This is a genomic window from Streptomyces sp. S465 (assembly GCF_026898115.1).
Lineage (GTDB): Bacteria > Actinomycetota > Actinomycetes > Streptomycetales > Streptomycetaceae > Streptomyces > Streptomyces luomodiensis.
Window position 1 is genome coordinate 4,332,485 of record NZ_CP114036.1, and the last position, 19,522, is coordinate 4,352,006.

At 71.1% G+C, this 19,522-nt stretch carries 21 protein-coding genes and 2 pseudogenes; 8 read left to right on the forward strand and 15 right to left on the reverse strand.

The annotated features are described in order from the left end of the window. Nucleotides 1-37 precede the first annotated feature (37 nt). The 6 genes from N6H00_RS18255 to N6H00_RS18280 form a co-directional block, all read right to left on the reverse strand. Nucleotides 38-790, reverse strand: a complete 753-nt coding sequence (locus N6H00_RS18255; protein ID WP_268972825.1) for an alpha/beta fold hydrolase — start codon at nt 788-790, stop codon at nt 38-40. Next, nucleotides 787-1,767, reverse strand: coding sequence for a beta-ketoacyl synthase N-terminal-like domain-containing protein (locus N6H00_RS18260; protein WP_268972826.1), 981 nt, complete (start codon nt 1,765-1,767; stop codon nt 787-789). The genes N6H00_RS18255 and N6H00_RS18260 overlap by 4 nt, the downstream gene beginning before the upstream one ends. Then, nucleotides 1,764-2,891, reverse strand: coding sequence for a beta-ketoacyl synthase N-terminal-like domain-containing protein (locus tag N6H00_RS18265; RefSeq protein WP_268972827.1), 1,128 nt, complete (start codon nt 2,889-2,891; stop codon nt 1,764-1,766). The genes N6H00_RS18260 and N6H00_RS18265 overlap by 4 nt, the downstream gene beginning before the upstream one ends. Next, nucleotides 2,888-4,219, reverse strand: coding sequence for a beta-ketoacyl-[acyl-carrier-protein] synthase family protein (locus N6H00_RS18270; RefSeq protein ID WP_268972828.1), 1,332 nt, complete (start codon nt 4,217-4,219; stop codon nt 2,888-2,890). Before N6H00_RS18270 ends, N6H00_RS18265 begins: the two co-directional genes overlap by 4 nt. Before the next feature lie 36 nt (nt 4,220-4,255). After that, nucleotides 4,256-4,507, reverse strand: coding sequence for an acyl carrier protein (locus N6H00_RS18275; protein ID WP_268972829.1), 252 nt, complete (start codon nt 4,505-4,507; stop codon nt 4,256-4,258). Nucleotides 4,508-4,597: 90 nt separating this feature from the next. Then, nucleotides 4,598-4,816, reverse strand: a complete 219-nt coding sequence (locus N6H00_RS18280; RefSeq protein ID WP_311036324.1) for an MbtH family protein — start codon at nt 4,814-4,816, stop codon at nt 4,598-4,600. 360 nt (nt 4,817-5,176) lie between these two features. Between N6H00_RS18280 and N6H00_RS18285 the strand changes: the two genes are divergently transcribed. After that, nucleotides 5,177-5,926 (forward strand): thioesterase II family protein, encoded by a 750-nt coding sequence (locus tag N6H00_RS18285; protein ID WP_268972830.1) that lies wholly within the window; start codon nt 5,177-5,179, stop codon nt 5,924-5,926. Between the two features lie 260 nt (nt 5,927-6,186). On the opposite strand, the gene N6H00_RS18290 is transcribed toward N6H00_RS18285, so the two are convergent. After that, nucleotides 6,187-7,047: a LysR family transcriptional regulator gene (locus N6H00_RS18290; protein WP_268972831.1), complete on the reverse strand. Its 861-nt coding sequence runs from the start codon at nt 7,045-7,047 to the stop codon at nt 6,187-6,189. 71 nt (nt 7,048-7,118) lie between these two features. Here N6H00_RS18290 and N6H00_RS18295 point away from each other — a divergent pair, with 71 nt between their 5' ends. The 3 genes from N6H00_RS18295 to N6H00_RS18305 are packed head-to-tail and all read left to right on the forward strand — an operon-like array spanning nt 7,119 to nt 9,193. Beyond that, nucleotides 7,119-7,535: an ester cyclase gene (locus tag N6H00_RS18295; protein WP_268972832.1), complete on the forward strand. Its 417-nt coding sequence runs from the start codon at nt 7,119-7,121 to the stop codon at nt 7,533-7,535. After that, a complete protein-coding gene (locus N6H00_RS18300) occupies nt 7,525-8,283 on the forward strand; it encodes an SDR family NAD(P)-dependent oxidoreductase (protein WP_268972833.1) in 759 nt (252 codons plus the stop codon). The genes N6H00_RS18295 and N6H00_RS18300 overlap by 11 nt, the downstream gene beginning before the upstream one ends. Before the next feature lies 1 nt (nt 8,284). Further along, nucleotides 8,285-9,193: an alpha/beta hydrolase family protein gene (locus tag N6H00_RS18305; protein ID WP_268972834.1), complete on the forward strand. Its 909-nt coding sequence runs from the start codon at nt 8,285-8,287 to the stop codon at nt 9,191-9,193. Nucleotides 9,194-9,810: 617 nt separating this feature from the next. Here the strand turns inward: N6H00_RS18305 and N6H00_RS18310 are convergent. Next, nucleotides 9,811-10,350 (reverse strand): hypothetical protein, encoded by a 540-nt coding sequence (locus tag N6H00_RS18310; protein WP_268972835.1) that lies wholly within the window; start codon nt 10,348-10,350, stop codon nt 9,811-9,813. Nucleotides 10,351-10,594: 244 nt separating this feature from the next. Between N6H00_RS18310 and N6H00_RS18315 the strand changes: the two genes are divergently transcribed. Beyond that, a complete protein-coding gene (locus N6H00_RS18315; protein ID WP_268972836.1) occupies nt 10,595-11,854 on the forward strand; it encodes a sensor histidine kinase in 1,260 nt (419 codons plus the stop codon). Here N6H00_RS18315 and N6H00_RS18320 read toward each other — a convergent pair. Continuing rightward, nucleotides 11,772-12,386, reverse strand: a complete 615-nt coding sequence (locus N6H00_RS18320; protein ID WP_268972837.1) for a hypothetical protein — start codon at nt 12,384-12,386, stop codon at nt 11,772-11,774. The genes N6H00_RS18315 and N6H00_RS18320 overlap by 83 nt on opposite strands. A gap of 300 nt (nt 12,387-12,686) precedes the next feature. On the opposite strand from N6H00_RS18320, the gene N6H00_RS18325 reads away from it, so the two are divergent. Next, nucleotides 12,687-13,655, forward strand: a complete 969-nt coding sequence (locus N6H00_RS18325) for an ATP-binding cassette domain-containing protein (RefSeq protein ID WP_443073226.1) — start codon at nt 12,687-12,689, stop codon at nt 13,653-13,655. Beyond that, on the forward strand, nt 13,655-14,512 hold the full coding sequence (locus N6H00_RS18330) for an ABC transporter permease (RefSeq protein WP_268972839.1): 858 nt from the start codon (nt 13,655-13,657) through the stop codon (nt 14,510-14,512). Before N6H00_RS18325 ends, N6H00_RS18330 begins: the two co-directional genes overlap by 1 nt. Nucleotides 14,513-14,528: 16 nt before the next feature. Here the strand turns inward: N6H00_RS18330 and tgmC are convergent, their stop codons facing one another. The 3 genes and pseudogenes from tgmC to N6H00_RS18345 all read right to left on the reverse strand — a co-directional run bounded on the left by tgmC (nt 14,529) and on the right by N6H00_RS18345 (nt 16,853). Next, on the reverse strand, nt 14,529-15,650 hold the full coding sequence (tgmC, locus tag N6H00_RS18335; RefSeq protein ID WP_268972840.1) for an ATP-grasp peptide maturase system methyltransferase: 1,122 nt from the start codon (nt 15,648-15,650) through the stop codon (nt 14,529-14,531). A gap of 501 nt (nt 15,651-16,151) precedes the next feature. Continuing rightward, nucleotides 16,152-16,400: pseudogene (locus N6H00_RS18340) on the reverse strand (ASCH domain-containing protein); the annotation flags it as partial. 66 nt (nt 16,401-16,466) lie between these two features. Beyond that, nucleotides 16,467-16,853 carry a winged helix-turn-helix transcriptional regulator gene (locus N6H00_RS18345; protein WP_268972841.1) on the reverse strand — a complete coding sequence of 129 codons (387 nt, stop codon included), beginning with the start codon at nt 16,851-16,853 and terminating at the stop codon, nt 16,467-16,469. A gap of 139 nt (nt 16,854-16,992) precedes the next feature. On the opposite strand from N6H00_RS18345, the gene N6H00_RS18350 reads away from it, so the two are divergent. Beyond that, the gene (locus tag N6H00_RS18350; protein ID WP_268972842.1) at nt 16,993-17,400 is read left to right on the forward strand and encodes a RidA family protein; all 408 of its coding nucleotides are present in this window, start codon (nt 16,993-16,995) and stop codon (nt 17,398-17,400) included. A gap of 75 nt (nt 17,401-17,475) precedes the next feature. On the opposite strand, the pseudogene N6H00_RS18355 reads toward N6H00_RS18350, so the two are convergent. From N6H00_RS18355 to N6H00_RS18365, 3 genes and pseudogenes are all read right to left on the reverse strand, one after another. Then, a pseudogene (locus N6H00_RS18355) lies at nt 17,476-17,911 on the reverse strand (IS701 family transposase); the annotation flags it as partial. A 57-nt stretch (nt 17,912-17,968) separates the two neighbouring features. After that, nucleotides 17,969-19,033 (reverse strand): hypothetical protein, encoded by a 1,065-nt coding sequence (locus tag N6H00_RS18360; RefSeq protein ID WP_268972843.1) that lies wholly within the window; start codon nt 19,031-19,033, stop codon nt 17,969-17,971. A gap of 166 nt (nt 19,034-19,199) precedes the next feature. Beyond that, nucleotides 19,200-19,511: a hypothetical protein gene (locus N6H00_RS18365; RefSeq protein ID WP_268972844.1), complete on the reverse strand. Its 312-nt coding sequence runs from the start codon at nt 19,509-19,511 to the stop codon at nt 19,200-19,202. Between the last annotated feature and the right edge of the window lie 11 nt (nt 19,512-19,522).

Below are 19,522 nucleotides of genomic sequence, written 5' to 3' on the forward strand. Positions count from 1 at the left end.
AGTCTCCTTCGTTCAGGGGTCGTTTCCGTCGCCGGGTTCAGGTGCCGGCCACCGGGCTGAGGTCGCAGCGGTCGAGGAAGTCGTGCAGGACGCCGGTGAACCACGCGGGCCGCTCCAGCATCGGGAAGTGGCCGCCGCCGGGCAGGACGCGCACCCGGCCGCGGGGCAGTTCGGCGGCGAGCGTGCGGGCCTGGGCGACGTCGGCGGTGGCGTCCCGGTCTCCGCCGATCACCAGGCACGGGGTGTCGATCGCGGCCACGCGGATCAGCGGGGTGCCGAGGTAGGCGTCCAGGAAGCGCAGCCAGCCGTACGGGCCGACCCATTCGCACAGCCGCCGGGCGATGTCGGCCCGCAGCTCCGGCTGGATCGGGCGGTCGCCGGACTGGAGCCGGATGCCCTCCGACATGGTCTGCGGAAAGCTGTCCAGCAGGGGCGCCATCATGCCCCACTCGAAGTCGTCCGCGGCCCGCCGGTAGAAGGGGTTCACCAGCACCACACCGGGCACGTCGAGGGGGTTCCCGGCCAGCGCCCGGCGGGCGAGCAGCTCCAGCAGCAGCACCGAGCTGAAGGAGTGCGCGACCACCAGGTCCGCGCCGCCGCCCGGAGTGGCCGCCAGGACCTCCTCGACCAGCCGGGCCGAGTCCCGCTCATGGCGCCATGCCGCGATCCCCGTGCCGTTCCACGGCAGGTCGGGAGCGTGGATCCGCACATCGGGACGCCAATGGGCGGCCAGCCCGGTCCAGATGCCGCTGCTGTTGCCGAGCCCGTGCAGCAGGACGATCCGCTTCACGCCGCACGCTCCACCGGGATCCAGACCGTGCCGCTCGCTTCCCCGCCGGCGCCGCCGAGCAGCGCGTAGACCGGTTCGGTACGGCCGGAGTCGGCCCAGGCGACGGCGGTGGCGCAGTGCAGCAGCCCCAGCGCGCCCGAGCAGTCGCCCCAGCCGGAGAGGTCGGCCGTCTCGCCCCCGGGCGGGACGGCGGACGGGTCCGGGCCGAGCCACAGCCCGGCGGCCGCGTCCCGGGCCGGGCCCGGGACGGCGTCGGCCAGGGCGGCGACGCAGTCGGGCAGCTTCTCGGTACGGAACGAGGGGCCGAGCAGCACCCGGGGCGCGGCGGCGCCCGCCGCGTCCGACCGGCTGACCACCACGGCCGCCCCGCCGTCGACCATCCGCGCGCCGGTGAGCCGCCGGGTGACGTCGTTGTCCGGCTCCACGCCGGCCACCACCATGTGGTCGGCCCGGCCCGAACGCAGCGTCAGGCGGGCCCAGCGCAGCGCGTCGAGGCCCGAGGTGACGCCGTTGCACACGGTGAGGTTCGGTCCGCGCAGCCCGAAGCGGATCGCGATCTCGGAGGCGATGATGTTGCTGGACGCGTTGGGCGTGTCCATCGGGCTCAGCGCGCCGGTGTTCTCCTCGGCGATGGTCGCCACCGCCCGGCAGACCGTATCGGCGTTGCCCAGGTTGGAGCTGACCACCACCCCCACCCGGTCACCGGGGACGAGCAGCCCCCGCGGGCCGAGGAGTCCGGCGTCGGTCAGCGCGGCCGCGGCCATGCACAGCCCCAGCTGAGTGGCGCGGTCCTTGAACCGCAGCCCCTTCTTGCCGATGAGGGCGGCCGGATCCACCGGGTCCGCACCGGCCACCGGGCCGTGCCGCAGCCCGCCGGGCTCGTTCAGTCCGGGCAGGACGACCCCGACGCCCGTGACCGCCACGGCCGTCGCCGCCGCTGATGTTGTCGCTGTCGCCGTCGTCGCTGCCGCCGTCATGCCGCACCCGCCACGATCGCGACGGCGTTGACGCCGCCGAAGCCGAAGCCGTTGACCTGGGCCACCCGGACCGGTGCGGTGAGCGGACGGTCACTGACCAGCCGCAGCCCCTCGCCCTCGGGCAGCGGCTCGGTGAGGTTGGCGATCGGCGGTATCCGGCCGCTCTCGACCGACCGGAGCGCCACGATCAGGCTCATCAGCCCGGCGGAGCCGGAGGTGTGCCCGGTCAGTGCCTTGATCCCGGTGAAGGCGGGGGAGGCGCCCTTGAACACCTCGGCCACCGCCTCCGCCTCGGTGCGGTCGTTGAGCGGCGTTCCGGTGGCGTGCAGCACCACCAGGTCGATGTCCTCGGGGCGGCTGCCCGCCGCCCGCTGGGCCTGTTCGATGGAGGCCCGCACCCCGTCCGCGTCGGGCGCGGTCTGGTGGTAGGCGTCGCAGTTGACCGCGACCGAGCGCAGCCAGCCGCGGACCGGACGCCCGGCCGCCGGCTCGCGGCGCAGCACGATCGCCGCGGCGCCCTCGCCGAGGATGGTCCCCTGCCGGTCCCGGTCGAAGGGGCGCACCTGCGGCGGCGGGTCGAACTGCACCCGGTCGGCGAGGCCGAACATGGACTCGGTCACCGTGTCGCAGCCGGCCACGATCACCGTGTCGGTCTCGCCCTGTGCCAGCAGGTCCCAGCCGAGCGCCAGCGCGTAGAGCGAGGCGGAGCAGGCACCGGCGAAGGTGTGGGTGTCGTACGCGCCGAAGCGGCGGCGCAGCGCGGGCCCGAAGTCGAGGCCGTCCGCGGTGAAGGGGACGCCGTCGCGCCACCACAGCTCCAGCGAGCGCAGCTCCCGCAGCCCGGTGCCGACCAGCACCGGGACCCCGCCGAGGTCGTCGGGGAGCCCGGCGTCCGCGGCGGCCTGGCGCACCGCCTCCATCAGGAAGCGGGTGGCGCGGCCGGGTTCGTCGCCGTCGCCGGTGCGGTCGTCGATCTCGAAGAGCTGCCGTGCGGTGAACCGCCGCTCGTCGAAGCCGCGCAGCGGCCCGATGCCGCTGCGGCCCTCGCACAGGGACGCGAAGATCTCGTCGGGGTCGTCGCCGATGCTGGCGATGGCGCCGATACCGGTGATCGGGAAGCTCATGAGCCGCTCCGCGATCCCGCCGGGGTCCCGCTGCCGGCCTCGGCCTGCTCGGCTCCCCTGGCTTCCTTGGCCTGCTCGGCCTCCTCGTCGCCCTCGTACTTGCCGAGGATGACGATGGCGTTGTTGCCGCCGAAGGCCAGGCCGTTGTTCTGGACGACCCGCAGATCGGCGTCGACGGCCTGGTTGGGCACGCAGTCGATCTCGCACTCGGGGTCGGTCACCGTGTGGTTGATGGTCGGCGGGATGAAGCCGTGGGTGATGGCGAGTCCGCAGGCGATCGCGCCCAGGGCGCTGGCGGCGCCCATGGTGTGTCCCAGCATGGACTTCAGGGAGATGGTGCGCGGTGTCGCGGCATCGAAGACCTGGCGGATCGCCCGGGACTCGGTGATGTCATTGGCCTTGGTGCCGGTGCCGTGGGCCGAGATCAGGTCGACCTCTTCCGGTTTGACCCCGGCGTTGTTCAGGGCGAGCTCCATGCACGCGGCGACGCTGTCCCCGTTGGGCGCCACCTGGTGGTAGGCGTCGCAGTTGAGGCCGTAGCCGAGCACCTCGGCGTAGATACGGGCGCCGCGCGCCAGCGCCGACTCCAGGCTCTCCAGCACCAGCACCCCGGCGCCCTCGCCGGTGAGGATGCCCTTGCGGTTCACATCGAAGGGCTGGCAGCACTCGGGCGCGATGGTGCCCAGCCGGTAGAAGCCGGTGAAGGTCTTGCGGCACATCGCGTCCGCGCCGCCGCACAGGGCGTACTCGACCTCTCCGGAGCTCACCGCGTCGAAGCCGTAGCCGATCGAGTAGTTGCCCGCGGAACAGGCGGTCGCGATCGTCAGCGCCTCGACGTCGGTGAGCTGGAGCTCCTGTGCGATGGCGGTGGACAGCCGGGCGGCTGGCACCCGGCGCACCGTCTGCCGGTCCATCCGCTCGGGGCCCTCGGCGAGTTCGGTCGCCACCAGCTGGTCGAGTTCGAAGGACTCACCGTCCGTGGTGCCCACGGAGACCAGTCCCCGCCGGTCGCCCAGCCACGCGGGGTCGAGTCCCGCGTCCTGGACGGCCATCCGGGCCGCCGCCACGGCGAACCGGCTGGCCCGTCCGAGCTCCTCGACGGGGGTACTGGTGATCCACTGCTCGGGGGCGAACCCCCTGACCTCACACCCGTTGCCGTGTGCGAAGCCCTCGACGTCGAACACCGAGATGGGGCTGACTCCGCTGCGCCCCTCCCGCAGGCTCCGGGTGAAATCGGCGGCGCCGATCCCGATACTGGAAATGACGCCGAAACCGGTGAGCACCACACGGCGTTTCACCGCGTCGGCACCGGGACGTGATTCGGACATGGTGACTTCCCTTTTGACTCGGCGGCCACGGGCCGGTTACCGGCTGGGGGCCTCCGCCACCACCTGGTAGACCTTTTCCAGATTCACCATTTCGCTCAGCTCGGACTGGTCAATGGTGATCTTGAACTCCTTCTCCAGGGAGGCGAGGATCTCGATGGCCCGGAGTGAGTCGGCGCCGTGGTCATCGATGAAGAGGCTGGTGTCGGTGACCTCGTCCTCTTCCAGTTCGAGAATGTCGCAGACGATCTCCTTGATGGTCGCCTGGAGCTCCGCAGTGATCGTGGCCATGCCGGTTTTCTCCTCATCCACGGTTTCGTTGACGCGTTGCTGTGCTGTGCTGTGTGGCCCGGTGCGGTGCGGTGCGGCCGGTCCGTGCCTTCAGGACCCGTCCGCCGCCATGGCCTCGGCGAGGCTGCGCGGCCGCATGTCGGTCCAGTTCTCGTTGATGTAGTCGAGGCATTGCTGCCGCGGGGCAAGGCCGTGAACGGACTTCCAGCCGGCCGGTATCTCGGCGAAGGCGGGCCACAGGGAATGCTGTCCCTCGTCGTTCACCAGGACGTAGTAGTCGGCCCCGTCGTCCTCGAATGGATTAGCCATCAGCTTCCCTTCCAGGGGTGCTCGCCCATTTCGGACCGACCATAGGCAGCCGTGATTCCGGCCCACAAGCTTCTTTGGCGACGAGCGACGGGAGGGGCGTGAGAGATTGCAATGAGAAGAATTTGATAAAGCGTTGCCAACGCCCGGCCCGCGCGTTCCGCCCTCAGCCGGGAACGCGAGAAAAGGGATGTTCGGCGCAGCACGACCCCCGCGGCGGACGTCGCGGCGTCACCCAGCCCGACCGCGCTACCACGCACCGTGACTTCGGGCCATCAAGAAATTCTCGGCTCCGGGCACCGGCCGGGAACCGGGGCGGTACCGTGACCGGGCCAACCGCTGTCCACCGCCGAGGAGTCGCCGGTGTCCCGGGCACTGTTCCATCCGCTTCCCCGCCCAGCCGCCGACCGGACCCTGCTGTGCCTGAGCTTCTGCGGCGGCGGTACGGCCTCCTTCCGGCCCTGGGCCGAGGCCCTGCCGCCGGACGTGGAACTGGCCTTGTACTGCTACCCCGGCCGCGAGGGCCGATACACCGTGCCGTTCGCGGCCGACTGGAACGCGCTGGTCGAGGACGCGCTGACCGCCGTCCGGGCCGTCGCCGCGACGCGTCCGTACGTCCTGCTGGGGCACAGCATGGGCGCCTGGGTCGGCTTCGAGCTGACGTGCCGGCTCGAGGCGGGCGCCGGCACCCCGCCACAGGCTCTGGTGGTCTCCGCCTCCGACTCCCCCACCCGCTGGGCCGAGAAGAGCCGCCGGAGCCCGCGCGCGAGCGACACCGACGAGCAGCTCCTGACCTGGATGAGCACGGTGGGCCAGCTCGCCCCCGAGGTGCTGGGGGAGCCCGATCTGTGCGCGATGGCGCTGGAGGTCTTCCGCGCCGATCTGCGGCTCTCCGACGGCTACCGCTACCGCGAGGGCCTCGCGGTGCGCACACCGCTCCAGGTGCTGTACGGCGCGGACGACGACCTCGACGCCCCGGCCGACCGCTGGCGCCCCCTGGCCGCCGGGGAGTTCCGGGCCGACGAGCTGCCGGGCGGGCACTTCTACACCCCCGAGGTATGGGCCCGCCTACCCGAGTCGGTAGCCGCGCTGACCCCGTCGGCGGCGCGGTAGCCCCGACCCCCGTGCGCTGCTGTTCCGCCGGCGCGCCGCAACCCCGCCCCCCGCGCTGCTGTTCCATCGGCGCGCTAGTGGCTCGTCTCACATCGTTGACCGGACAATCGACGTGCCTTCCGTCGGTCAGCAGACTGGCTTCAGGACCTGATCTTGGAGGTGGTCGTGGGACGTCGAGCGAGTGTGTTCGTCCGGCCGGTGAGTATGGAGGAAGGCCGCAAGCTGCAGCGGATCAATAAGCCTCTGAGGTGATCAACCGCTTAGGCAGTCACGGCCGACATGCGGAACGCGGCCACCAGTCGGCTGCTGTCCGCGGCCCGGGTTGCCACGACGATGTGGCTCGGTTCGACGCCGTGTAGCGGGATGGTGGTGAGGTCGGGTCGGGTGCCGCCGGTGTGCAGGGCGGCCGGGATGATGGCCACGGCCTGTCCGGCGGCTATGTATTCGAGCTTGTCCTCAATGGTCTCGACCGAGGGTCCGTCGGGTGCGGGGCGGCCTCCCGGCCGCGGGTCGATGCGCCAGTACGCGTCCCATTCCGGATCCGGGAAGCGGGGGATCGGCTCCCCCTCGATGTCGTCGAGCGTGACCGACTCCTTGCCCGCCAGCCGGTGCCCGACCGGTACGAGCAGCATCTTCGGCTCGTCGTAGAGGACCGTCACGTCCAGGCCGTCGGTCTGCAGCGGCAGCCGGGTGATCGCCGCGTCGACCCGCCGGTCGAGCAGGGCCTGGCGCGGCTCGTTCCAGTTCAGGTGCAGCGTACGTACATCGGCGTCGGGGTGTTTGTGCCGCAGATTCCGCACCACCGGGGTGACGATCAGGCCCGCGGTGTAGCCGACGGTGATCCGGGTAGGCCGCGCGGCGGCCCGGGCGGCGGCCGTGGCCTGCCGGGCCGAGCGCACCAAGGCGCGTGCGTGAGGGAGGAAGGCCTCTCCCGCTTCGGTGAGCCGCGTGCCTTGTCGCGTCCGGTCGAAAAGCCGCGCACCCACCTGGGCCTCGAGCTGGCTGATCTGCCGGCTCAGCGACGGCTGCGCGATGTGCAGCTCGGCCGCGGCTCGGCCGTAGTGCAGATGTGACGCGACGGTGGTGAAGTAGCGCACCAGCCGAATGTCGAGATCTGTCATGCCTGAATGGTATGACGTGTTCCGGAACAGGTCTTTGATGACCGAGAGTCTGCGTCCCTACCGTGAAATCCATGGCAAACGACAATGAAATCGCGGTCCGGCGTTTCTACGAGGCACTCTCCACCGGTGACAGCGCGCTGGTCGATGAGGCCCTCGCCGCCGGCTGGGAGGCCGTCCCGGCCCTGCGCGCCGGGGGCGGCCCAGAGGGGTGGAAGGCGAGCATTGCTCACCTTCGTGGTGTGTTCAGTGACCTGACCGTCGAGATCGAGCACGTCGTCGTGAACCGGGACATGGTCGCAGTGCGGGCGGTCAGCCGCGGGAAGCACACCGGCGAGCTGCTCGGTGTCGAGGGCACCGGCCGCGAGGTCGAGTTCCGGGCGGCCGACTTCCACCAGGTGGTCGACGGCCGCATCGTGCGGACCTGGCACCTGGAGGACTACTTTTCGCTCGCCACCCAGATCGGACTGGAGTTCACCCGTGGCGCTTGACGGAAAGACGGCGGTGGTGACTGGGGCGGCCCGGGGCATCGGATACGCATACTGCCGGCGGCTCGCCGCGGACGGCGCGCACGTGGTCGCCGTCGACATCGACGACCCGGTGGACGCCGTGAGCGAGCTGCCGGGCGGCGGCGACAAGCTGGGACTGATGTGCGATATCAGTGAGCCGTCGCAGGTCGACGCCGTGACCCGCACGGTCCTCGACCGGTACGGGCGCTGCGACATCCTCGTCAACAATGCCGGCATCTTCCCCTTCACCGACCTGGAGCACCTGTCGATCGAGCTGTGGCGCAAGGTGCAGGCGGTCAACGTCGAGTCGATCCTGCTCTTCGCTCGGGCGTTCGCGCCGGGGATGCGGGCCGCGGGGTGGGGGCGCATCGTCAATACCGGCTCGGGCATCACCCTGACCCAGAACCGCGACCTCGCGTACATGACCAGCAAGGGCACCGTGCACGTGCTGACCCGGGCGCTCGCCAACGAACTCGGCGACAGCGGCATCACGGTCAACGCGATAGCACCCGGCCTGGTGGCGACCCAGGGCTTCCTGGGCCGGGCCCGGCCCAACGGCCCGACAACCGACGAGGTCTTCGCCCGTGTGACGGCCCTGCAGACCATCAAGCGCCAGTCGGTCGCGGCGGACCTCGGTAACGCCCTGGGCTTCCTGGTATCCGACGACGCCGACTTCATCACCGGCCAGATCCTGCACGTCGACGGCGGCATGACACGTACGGGAGCCTGACATGCTCGAAGCCATCGCCGACCGTTTCAGCACCTCGCCACGCTCGCCCGTGCTGCACTCCCCCGCCGAGCACGGGCTGGACTTCGAGGACGTCACGTTCCCCTCCGAGGACGGGGTTCCCCTTGAAGGCTGGTTCGTGCCGGCCCCCGGCTCCGACCGAATCGTGATCGTCAACCATCCGCGCTTCTTCAGTCGTTCGGGGCTGCCGTCCCATCTGGAGCCCTGGCGGTCGGTCCACGGCGAGACCGGCAATGACATCGAGGTCGACTTCGTGCCGGACATCGCGCTCCTGCACGCCGCCGGCTACCACGTCCTCGCCTACGACCTGCGCAACTTCGGCCTCAGCGGCGCCGCCAACGGTGGCGTGACCACCAGCGGCAGATTCGAGTCGCGCGACGTCGTGGGGTCCCTGCGGTATGTGCGGTCGCGTCCTGACCTGCGCGGGGCGCGGATCGCGCTGTTCAGCCGCTGCCTGGGCGCCGACGCCACGCTGTTCGCGATGCAGCGGGCCCCGCAGGAGTTCACGGACGTCTGCTGCCTGGTCGCGTGCCAGCCGCTGTCGCCGCGCGCGGTTCTGGAGCGAACGCTCGAGCGGCGCTGCATCCCGGCCGAGCGGATGGAGGAGCTGGACCGGCTGATCAGACTCCGCACCAGCTTCGGCCTCGACGAGATGTCCCCGGTCGAGACCGGCGCGGCCGGCAGCGTCCGGGTGCCGACGCTCGTCTACCAGGTCCACGACGACCTCATGACGCGGCCGGCCGATGTCCAGTCCATGTTCGACGCCATCCCCTCGGACGTGCCGAAGGAGCTGTTCTGGATCTACGGCACCACGCGTCGCTGGGACGGATACCTGCACTTCCAGAAAGACCCGGACCGCATTCTGGAGTGGCTTGCCGGCCACATAGGTTAGTGGCTTGTCACGCAGCCTTGGCCGGGTAATGGGTCCAGGTGCGGATGGGTGAGTCGGGGGCGAAGTTCGTCTGGCAGGTAGACCAGCTCGACTTGGTGGGCCGCGGCCCATGCCCGGATGTTCGGGTGCTTGTGCGGGGAGAAGCTGTCCAGTACGACGCAGAGCTTCTCCCCGGGCCAGCGGGCGCGAAGGCCTTGAGCAGGCCGAGGAATTCCTGCCCTGCCCGGAGACCGACAGCCGATCAATTACCGCGTCAACCATCCGAGCCGAGCCACTAGTAACCCCGGCGCCCGCGTGAGCGACCCCGTCCCCCGCGCCATAGCGCGCGGCGTTGCAGCCCCCGTCCCGTGCTTGAAGCCCGGTCCCCGCGCCGAAGCCCCGGCCCCGCGCCGTAGCGGCTGCCGCGCGGTGTCCAGCGCGTCCGCGCGGCGGCCGCTGCCCGAAGGGCCCGGTGGCGGATCGCCCGCCCCACACACCCCAGCCGCCCCGCCCGCGCGCGGGCCGGCCCGCACCCCGGAAGATCCGGCGGCGGACCACCCACCCCGCCCGGCGCCCACGCGCGGGCCAACCCGCCACCCACAAGACCCCGCCGACCGGCCACGCCACCCCGACGCCGGTCAGCCCACCCCCCGAAGGGCCCGGCGGCGGATGGCGCGGAGCATTGATGTCCGGGTCAGGCCGCTCCCGGCACGGACGGCCAGCCAGTACGGGCGGAAGCGGCGCCGGGTGCGGTCATCGGTGGCGTACACCCGGGTCTCCGTGCTGAGCACTCCCTCGCGGAAGCGCACGTTCATCACCATCTTCAGCAGCCCCGGTTCCGCGCATTCCCGGACCAGCTCCACCGCGCTGCCCTCGGGCCGTGGCCGGTCCTCCAGCGTGTCCACGCCCACGAACACGACCTCGCCGCCTCCGGCGTTCAGCGTCTCCCCCATCCCGCCGAGGAAGTCCCTGACGATCCGCCGGTCCTTGCGCACATCGGCCCGGGTCAGCGCCACCAGCGCGCGGGCGATCGGCGCCTCCCCCCAGGTGGTCTCCCACACCGCCCGCAGCACGGCCTCGGCCGGCGCCGCGACACACACCTGGTGGACCTCCCGGAAATGCCAGCGCGGCAGTATCCGGTCCAACTCGGCCTGGCCCTCGTGGCTCCGCGCGCCCATCGGCAAGCATCTCCCTGGCGTCCCGTAGGGGGTGGCTTCCCGGCAGTCCTCCCACGGGTGGCGGGTGGCTGTCCACGCCATATCGAATTCCGCGAACCGGGGTGCCGCCCGGCCCGGAAGGGGGCGTGGTCGGCGGTGTCCGGCCGCTTCCGGCGGCCTCCGGCGGCTACCCTGCGGGCACGTCCCCTGGGCACAACCCGGCCACGGGGCACGACGGGGTGGGACAAGCGCGGGGGGAGAGGCCATGGGCGGGGAGAGCGGGCGCGGGTCGTGGCGGGGAGTGCGGAAGGTGGTGTGCGGGGTCGCCGCCGGAGGTGCGGTGGTGGGCGGGGTGGCGGCCGGGCCCCGGGCCGGATGGGCGGCGGCCGCGTCCCTGGTGGTGGCGGTCGGGGCCACGCTGGTGACGGTCGGCTGGTGGCCGCGGACGCGACCGCGGCTCAGCGCGACGGCCGGGGCGGTGGCCCTGGTCTCCGTGCTGGGGACGCTGCTGACCGGGGACGCGGGTGAGGAGTCGCCGATCGGTCTGCTGATGCTGGTGGAGTTCGCCGCGGTGATGGCGCTGGTGTTCGTCGTGGCCCGGTTCGCGCCCGCGCCGCAAGGGGCTCCGCTGGTGGTGCTGTTGTCGGTGTCGGGCTCGACGGTGATCCTGCGGGTGGGGACGTACGACACGTTTCTGGAGGCGTGCGGCCAGTGCGCGTTCATGGGTTTCGGGGTCATCGTGGCGGCCGTGGTCGGGGGGTACCTCCGCGCGCTGGACGTACGGCGGCTGAGTTCGGTGCGGGAGGCGCGCCGCAGTCAGCGCCTCGAACTCGCCCGGGACCTGCACGACTTCGTCGCCCATGACATCTCGGGCATCGTGGTGCTCGCCCAGGCCGCGCAGCTGGTGGGGGCCGACCAGCCGGAGCGGGTCATGCCGCTGCTCCAGCAGATCGAGGCGGCCGGTCAGCAGGCTCTCGGCTCGATGGACCGTACGGTGCGGATGCTGAGCGACAGCGCCGGTGCCGAGGGCGACGAGTCGGAGGACCGGCCGCGGGCGTACGGGCTGGAGGACATCACCGATGTGGTGGAGCGGTTCCGCTCCTCGGGGCGGGCCGATGTGGGGCTCGAACTGGAGCTGACCGCCGAGGCGATCGCCCGCATCCCGCGCGAAGTGGCCAGCACCGCGCACCGGATGGTGGTGGAGGCGCTCACCAACGTCCGCCGGCACGCCCGTACGGCGGCCACCGTACGGGTCAGGGTGGCGCTGGAGCCGTCCGACGGCCGGGGGAACGGGGCGGAGGGGCACGCGCTGGCCGTCAGCGTCATCAACGGCGCCGAGGCGATCAGCTCGGGCTCCGGCGGCCTCCTCGGCGAGGACGGCCGCCGGGGCGGGCAGGGGCTGCTGGGCCTGACCGAGCGGATCGAGGCGCTCGGCGGCACGTTCAGCGCGGGTCCGGACGCGCGGGGAGGCTGGCGGACGGCCGCCGTTCTGCCGCTCGGCGACGCCGGTAGTACGCGACGGTGACCACGCCCAGCAGCGGCCCCCAGGCCAGCAGGGGTGCGTAACAGGCGGTCTGGAGCCAGTAGAACGGGCCGTACGGATCGCTGATCTCGGCCAGGTTCTCCGGGGCGTTCCAGGTGAAGGCGCCGACGATGGTGATGAAGGTGACGGCGAGCGCGCCGAGGGAAGCCGGGATCACCGCGCACAGCACCGGAATCCGCTTGCCGCCCAGGAACGGGATCCAGCGCGGCACGACCTCGCCCCAGGGCCGCACCAGGCCGAGCGTGAGCAGCCCGAGCCCCTCGGCGAACAGGCTGAGCGCGATGACGTACAGCGTCATCCAGCTCGGGAACTGGCTCTCGTGCAGGTCCGAGGTCGGGGCGAAGCCGAGCGGCACGCCGAACCCCATCGCGCATCTCCACAGCCCGGTGGGCAGCAGGGTGAACGGCACGGCGTGCGCCGCCCAGCGGACCAGCCGCGAGGGGCGTGGGCCCGGCCCGACCGCGCCGTCGGCGGGCTGCGGGGAAGCCAGGTCCTGGTCGGTGGTCATCGTCATGATGGTCTCCTCCGTCGGTCCGCTCTCAGCGTGACGGAACGGGACGGGCCGGCACATCCACCGATCGGCAGGTACCGGGGGATCCCGGCCGGTGCGGAATGTGCCGTTCGGCAGACCACGGCAGACATCGGCGGACCACGGCGGACTCGGCGGACTCGGCGGACGGGAACGGCGCGTCGGCGGAAACAGCACATCGACCGGAATAGCACCGCTATCCGCACCCGGCAATTCCAATTCGACGTTATCGATAGCCGGGTCCTTCGGCGCGGCATTCCACCTACCGTATATCCGGTGGACACGATGATGATCGACGTCTCGCATATTTCGAAGCGATTCGGGTCGATGACCGCGCTGGACGATATCAGCCTCGCCGTACCGCGCGGCTCCGTCCTGGGGCTGCTCGGGCACAACGGTGCCGGGAAGACCACCCTGGTCTCCATCCTGAGCACCCTGACCCGCCCATCCTCCGGACGGGCCAGGGTCGCCGGGCTCGATGTGACCACCCAGGGCGAGGAGGTGCGCCGGCTCATCGGCCTCACCGGCCAGTACGCGGCGGTGGACGAGACGCTTCCGGGGCGCCACAACCTGATCCTCATCGCCCGGCTGCTGGGGGCGACCCGGGCGGAGGCGGCGGCGCGCGCCGATGAGCTGCTCGAGCTGTTCGACCTGACCGACGCCGGGCGCCGGAACGCCAAGAACTACTCCGGGGGCATGCGCCGCCGTCTGGACCTGGCGGCCAGTCTGGTCGGACGGCCCGAGGTGGTCTTCCTGGACGAGCCCACCACCGGACTGGACCCGGTGGCCAGGCGCGGGCTGTGGGAGATCGTGGAGCGCCTGGTGAAGGACGGCACCACGGTCCTGCTGACCACGCAGTACCTGGAGGAGGCCGACCAGCTGGCCGACTCGATCACCGTCCTGGCGGCGGGCCGGGTCATCGCCTCGGGCACGGCGGCCGAGCTCAAGGAGCGGGTCGGGCGGCGCAGCGTCTCCGTCACCCTGCGCCGGGCCGAGGACCGGGCCCGCACCGTCGAGGCGCTGCGCCGGGCGGCCCTGACCCCGTCCCACGAGGAGGACGGGCTGGTCCTCACCATCCCCGTGGCCGACTCCACGGATATCGCGGTGGTGGTCCGGGCCGTCGACGAGGCCGGTACCGACATCGCGGGGCTCGCCTTCTCCGAACCGACCCTCGACGACGTGTACATGGCCCTGAACCACCCCACGGCCCTGAATCACTCCACGACCACCGACTCCGAGGCAGGGACGTCCTGATGAGCATCGCCACCGAGCGCCCGAACCCACCGGAGGCCGGTGCCACCGCGGCGCCGGGCCCGCCGCGCGACCGGCAGCGCTTCCACGGCTCCGGCCCGCTCCGGCAGATCCAGGTGCTCTCCGGGCGGTCGCTGCGGGCGCTGCGCGAACCGGCCCTGGTGCTGCCGGGCGTCCTGGAACCGATCCTGATGCTGACCGTCTTCAGCCAGGTGTTCCGCAGCGTGTCCCAGGCGCAGTCGTTCCCGGCGGGCGTCAGCTACATCGACTATCTGCTGCCCGCCTTCCTCATCACCAGCGCGATCAGCGCGGGGCTGAAGTCCGGTGTGGCGCTGACCACCGAGCTGAACAACGGGATCATCTCCCGCTTTAAGTCCATGCCGATCCACACCGGCACCATCCTCATCGGCCGGAGCATCGCCGACACCGTGCTGAACGCGGTGAACATGGTGGTGATGCTGGTCGCCGGCGCTCTGATCTTCGGGTTCGACCCCGAGGGCGGGGTCCTGGGCTCCATCGGCGCGCTGCTGGTGGCCGTGGTGCTGGGCTGGTCGCTGGGCTGGGTGTTCATGGCGCTCTCGGCGTGGCTGCGCAAGCCGGAGGCGATGCAGCCGGTGGGCGGCATGGTCAACATGGTGCTGCTGTTCGCCTCGAACGCGTTCGTACCGCCCGACGGGCTGCCGTCCTGGCTGCGGGCCTTCGCCGAGGTGAACCCGATGTCCCACGCCATCACCGCCGCCCGGGGCCTGGCACTGGGCGAACCACGTGCCGGTACGGTGCTGGCGACCCTGGGCATCTGCACGGTGGTCGTCGCCGTCATCGCCCCACTGGCCATCCGCAACTTCCGCAAGGCCAGCTGAACGAGGGCCGAGAAGCTCACGCCCAGGTGAGGCGTTGCCCGTCGGGGCCGACGTGCAGCCGCATGCGGTCGGCCGACGGCCGCCCGTCCGCCTGCCATCGTGTGACGCGCTCGGTGATCTCGTCCCACAGACGCGTCGTGCCGCCCTGCCGGACCATCCACCGTCCGCCGTCTTGGAAGACGACCGCCCACGCCTCGCCGTCCACGTCGATCACGACGTGTTCCGTCCGGCCCTCACGTTCCAGCGAGAGCCGCTGCGCGCGCGGCGCGGCGAACTGCGCGACGAACCGGGTCGTCCAGTCGTCGAGCGCATCGGCACCCAGCTCGGCGGGCACCGCGTCGCCCGCGCCGAGGTTCGGCAGAACGCCGAGCGGGGGCGGGAGGTGGGGACGGGCCAGCATGAACGAGACCTGTCCGCCGAGAACCGGGCCGCTCGCCGTGCCGTCATCGGCGACCGTGAGCCGTACGAGTTCGGATGCGTGCATCCACCCGCCGACCGTGACCAGGACCTCACCGCCGGGCCGGGTCTGCGCGAGCCAGTCGGCCGGCACCGTGTGCACGCCGCACGTGGCGATCACGCGGTCATACGGGCCGCCCCCCTTGTGGCCGGCCAGGCCGTCACCGACCACGCGGTCAGGCCAGTACCCGGCGCCCGCGAGTGCCATTCCGGCACGGGCGGACACCTCCGCGTCGACCTCGACCGTGGTCACATTGTCCTCGCCTAGGACATGGCACAGCAGCGCGGTCGAGTAACCCGTACCCGTGCCGATCTCCAGAACACGCGTCCCCTGGGGCGCCCGCAGGTCTTCGAGCATCCGCACGACCAGACTCGGCAGGGTGGACGACGACGACGGGGCAGCGGCGATACGCCCCTCGACCTGGTCGGGGAAGACACCCCCGGCCACCTGTGTCACGAGGGTGTCGTCTTCGTAGATCCGCGCCAGCCCTTCCTCGGACTCCCCGGATACGGGCCGGTACCAGCCGCCCTCTTCGTACTCGAACCAGCCGTGCGAAAGGAACGCCTCGCGGGGCACGGACGTGACGGCCGCTTCCCATTCCGGGCTGCACAGGTTGCCGGACGTGGACAGGCGCTGCGCGAGGTCGGCGCGTAGGTGTTCCGAGGGCAGGGGGTCATTCATGCCGGCTCGCTCCGTTCTCCAACAGCGAGGAACGATCGTTGTGCGAGTGCGGTCTGGGTTAGTTGGCGCAGTTTCCGGTAGTCCGCGATGCGTGCGCCGGTGTGTTCCTCATTGCTCTGTCGCACTGCTGAACTCCGTTCTGCTCGACACTCAGAACGGTACCCGCGGTCGGCTCCGCCGGTACGGCTGATCGGCCCCCACGGCGGGGGCCGACGTACGCCCAAGCGGTTCCACAACGCCATGGGCCCAAGCGCCGCCGTCCATCGCCGTATCCAGAACGGTTGGGCAAACCGTAGTGACGTGAAGCGTCACCATGGGTTCGAATCCCACCGCCTCTACAGGTCAGTGGCGCTGAGGTCCGGACCAGGGATACCAGGACTGGACCGCCCCGGATCGCTGTCCAGGTTGAGGGGTGGTCCGGTCTCTTGTCGGCGCCCGCCGCTCGTAGCGCCGGGCGCCGAGGAAGCCGTGTCCCCTCGGGGAGTGGGGCCACGCGGTGGGCTACTGCGGCAGCAGCTCGATTTCGATGGCGAGCGCGCCGAGCGCTTCCTTCTCCGCTGGGTAGATCTCGCGGATGTTGGCGAGCTGCTGCTCGCGGGTGGCGACCGGGTTGACGTTCGCCGGGCCCTCCCCGGCGAGCAGTTGCTCGAACGTCTTGTACTCCGTGACCCGCTTCACCAGGACGTCGCACGTCTCGTCCGTGCCCTTGATGCGGAAGCGGATGACGTCTCCGGCCGCCAGGTCTTCGAGAAGGCCCCATGGTGCGCGCGTTCACCTCGGGGCCGAGCTGATGAGTACTCCAGCTGTAGATCGTGATCAGCCGTCAGCGTCGAAGCGGTGGCGGGCGGCCTCGATGTGACCGAAGTACCGGTGGGTCCAGTCGCACATTCCGTCGACGGTTGCGCGTAGGCCCTGGCCCGGCTCGGTGAGGGTGTATTCGACACGTGGCGGGACGGTGGGGTGCACGCTTCGCTCGACCAAGCCGTTGCGCTCCAGCATGCGCAGGTTCTGGGTGAGCATCTTGTGGCTGATGCCCTCGATCTCGTTCCGCAGTTCGCTGAAGCGCAGGGTGCGTTCACCGAGAGTCTCGATGATCAGGAACGCCCACTTGTTGGCGACGTCGGAGAAGATCTCTCGCGCCAATGAGTCCGCGCGTCTGAGGTCTGCGTCCTCGGATGGACCCTTGACCTGTTTGGTCACCATCAGGTTCCCCAGTCACTAAAAAGTGCGTTCTTCCATGTCAGCGACCACTCTCTTACGGTTTCTGAGTAACCACAAGAGACCACGAGGGTCTGGAGTGACGAGCACGGGCCCACGACGCACTGACAAGGAGGCGGGCGGCATGCCCATCACCCTGGTGAACCCCAGCGGATTGCCCAAGATCGATGTCTACCGGCAGGTGTCGATCGCGACTGGCTCGAAGCTGGTCTTCATCGCTGGTCAGGTCGCCTGGGACGCCGAGGGGATCACGGTCGGCGAAGGCAACCTCGCCGCGCAGGTCGAGCAGTGTTACCTCAACATCGGCACCGCCCTGGCCGAGGCCGGCGGCTCCTTCGACGACGTTGCGAAACTGACCTTCTACGTCGTCGACTGGACTCCCGACAAGATGTCCCCGCTCCTGGACGGGATCTCCCGGGCGGCCGCAAAGCTGGGAATCACCCCGGTCCCGCCGGCCACGCTGCTGGGTGTTGCGGCACTCGACGTCCCCGACCACCTGGTCGAGATCGAAGCCACCGCGATTCTCGGCTGAACGGATGCCCTTCGCCCGCTGCGCACCGAAGTGGCCAACCACGGTGCTCAGCGGCCATCCAGCGTGCTCAGCACATCATGTCTGATGCGCGGCTTGCCGGTGGTAGTGGCCGGCACGGGACCGGGCCTGATGACGTCGCCGCCAGCCGGACCAGCCCAGCCGGTGGGCGGCGTCGTGCACGGGTCGGAGAACGAGGGCGACGAACACGCGCTGGATCTCGTTGCGGGTGAGCGGGATCGGATCCTCAGGGGCGGGGTACCGGGCGTGCTCGTCAGCGCGGACGGCAGCGAGGAAGGCGTGGGCGAGCATGGCGAGGGTGGCCCAGCGGGTCCAGGAGACGAAGCCGCCACCTTGAGCCCGCGACACGCACCAGCGCCGTCAGGGGCACCGGGCTGGGCGGGAAACAGCGGTAGAAGGCGAGTTCACCGGTGGTGCGGTTGCGGCGGATCAGCAGTTGGCTGCTGCCGGGGTGCGGATCGGTGAGATCCATGACTGCCCAGTCGTAGAAGCGGTCGCGGTCTACCTTGTCCACGCAGGCCGGCGCGGACACGCAGCGGTCGAGTCCCCGTCAGAGCCGGCCGCAGCGTTTGCAGCGGCCGCGGCGGCGGAGGTGGTAGGCGAGGGTGGCGGTGGCCAGCGCGGCTCCCCACAGCGGCCAGAACATCTCCGGGACCGTCGTGCCCCAGTCCTCGCTCTGGTTGTCGAACTTGCCCTGGATCTCCAGCCGGATGTACATCACCCCGGCGATCGTGATCAGCAGCGACACCAGCGAGGCCGGGATGATGGCCAGCAGCGGCGGCACCCGCTTGCCGCGCAGCCCGAGCATCCAGCGCGGGAAGATCTCGCCCCAGCGCTGGACCAGGCCGAGGGTGAGCAGGGCGCCGAGGGCGCCGAGCGTGGCGAGGCCGGCGCCCCAGTACCACAGGTGGTCCTCCTTGCCCTCCTCCCAGAGCTTGTCGGAGATGCCCAGCGGAATGCCCAGCGCCCAGGCCCAGCGGGTGCTGGCGTACACGAACGGGATGACGACGGCGATCCGCACGGCCTTGCGGCCCCACCGCGCGGCCTCGGCCGGGCTGGTCCAGTCCGGACCGCCGTCGGTGCGGCCGCAGTTGCCGCAGGCGTTCCGCAGCCGGCGCTGGTAGGCGAGGGCCGTGGCCGCCATCAGCCCGGCGCTCACCACGAGGAAGAACTGGTTGACGACCGTCCAGTTGATGGCGCCGATCTGGAGCATCACCGCGTAGGCGAGGTTTCCCAGCAGCCGGAAGTCGGCGAACGCCGCGAGGGTGACGGCGACGAAGCACCAGGTGCAGCCCAGCAGCACGTTCCGCGGCACCCGGCGCCGGCCCGGGAGCGCCATCAGCAGCGCGACGGCCGAAGCGGGCAGCAGCAGGGCGGCGAGTACGGGCGCGAGGGTGGTCGCCGGGGTGTCCTCGAACGCCGAGTACTCGGGGTTGGCGTCCTCCGCGCCGAACGGGAAGCCGTCGCCCCCCAGCGCCCAGTAGACGTTGGCCAGGCCGTAGAGGAACAGCGCGGCGGCCGCCGCATAGCCGATCCGGTCCGGCCAGCGGGAGCGGAAACGGGCGGCGCGCGTGACCTTCGGCCGCTCCCGGTCCCTGTTCGCCACCTGGGTCATGACTCATCCTTTCCACCACCGGATCACCCGGATCACCCGGATCCCCCGGTCAGGATCACCTTTCGGGGAACCGGCCCACATCTGCCGATCGGGAGATTTGAGGGGCGGAAACGGCGGTGCTCCCGAGCAGGGGGGCTCGGGAGCACCGGACGGGGTGACGCGGGTCTCAGCAGGTGGCGAGGCCCTCGTAGCGGCTGGCGTAGATGATGGACGCGCTGTGGCTGGCGGTCTCACCCGGCGCCAGGGTGAAACACGGGCTGAAGTAGTCGCGGTCGTAGTCGACCTTGACCTTCTGCGTGGTGGAGCAGTTGTTGGTGATGTCGACGAAGATGCCGACCAGGTAGGTGACGTCGGCCTGGACGCAGCTCGGGGCGGCGGCCTCGGCGGTGGCCGGGGCGGCCTGGGCCGCGCCCTGGGTGGCGGCGACGAGGGCGAGCCCGCCCAGAGCGGCGCCCGCGGCGGCGGCGAATTTCTTCACGGTTCCTCCGT

Bases quoted from the DNA above. Each gene is read 5' to 3' on its own strand.
- N6H00_RS18260 (WP_268972826.1), bottom strand. From the start codon at position 1,767: ATGACGGCGGCAGCGACGACGGCGACAGCGACAACATCAGCGGCGGCG.
- N6H00_RS18265 (WP_268972827.1), bottom strand. From the start codon at position 2,891: ATGAGCTTCCCGATCACCGGTATCGGCGCCATCGCCAGCATCGGCGAC.
- N6H00_RS18270 (WP_268972828.1), bottom strand. From the start codon at position 4,219: ATGTCCGAATCACGTCCCGGTGCCGACGCGGTGAAACGCCGTGTGGTG.
- N6H00_RS18275 (WP_268972829.1), bottom strand. From the start codon at position 4,507: ATGGCCACGATCACTGCGGAGCTCCAGGCGACCATCAAGGAGATCGTC.
- N6H00_RS18280 (WP_311036324.1), bottom strand. From the start codon at position 4,816: ATGGCTAATCCATTCGAGGACGACGGGGCCGACTACTACGTCCTGGTG.
- N6H00_RS18290 (WP_268972831.1), bottom strand. From the start codon at position 7,047: ATGACAGATCTCGACATTCGGCTGGTGCGCTACTTCACCACCGTCGCG.
- N6H00_RS18295 (WP_268972832.1), top strand. From the start codon at position 7,119: ATGGCAAACGACAATGAAATCGCGGTCCGGCGTTTCTACGAGGCACTC.
- N6H00_RS18305 (WP_268972834.1), top strand. From the start codon at position 8,285: ATGCTCGAAGCCATCGCCGACCGTTTCAGCACCTCGCCACGCTCGCCC.
- N6H00_RS18310 (WP_268972835.1), bottom strand. From the start codon at position 10,350: ATGGGCGCGCGGAGCCACGAGGGCCAGGCCGAGTTGGACCGGATACTG.
- N6H00_RS18315 (WP_268972836.1), top strand. From the start codon at position 10,595: ATGGGCGGGGAGAGCGGGCGCGGGTCGTGGCGGGGAGTGCGGAAGGTG.
- N6H00_RS18320 (WP_268972837.1), bottom strand. From the start codon at position 12,386: ATGACGATGACCACCGACCAGGACCTGGCTTCCCCGCAGCCCGCCGAC.
- N6H00_RS18325 (WP_443073226.1), top strand. From the start codon at position 12,687: ATGATGATCGACGTCTCGCATATTTCGAAGCGATTCGGGTCGATGACC.
- N6H00_RS18330 (WP_268972839.1), top strand. From the start codon at position 13,655: ATGAGCATCGCCACCGAGCGCCCGAACCCACCGGAGGCCGGTGCCACC.
- tgmC (WP_268972840.1), bottom strand. From the start codon at position 15,650: ATGAATGACCCCCTGCCCTCGGAACACCTACGCGCCGACCTCGCGCAG.
- N6H00_RS18345 (WP_268972841.1), bottom strand. From the start codon at position 16,853: ATGGTGACCAAACAGGTCAAGGGTCCATCCGAGGACGCAGACCTCAGA.
- N6H00_RS18350 (WP_268972842.1), top strand. From the start codon at position 16,993: ATGCCCATCACCCTGGTGAACCCCAGCGGATTGCCCAAGATCGATGTC.
- N6H00_RS18360 (WP_268972843.1), bottom strand. From the start codon at position 19,033: ATGACCCAGGTGGCGAACAGGGACCGGGAGCGGCCGAAGGTCACGCGC.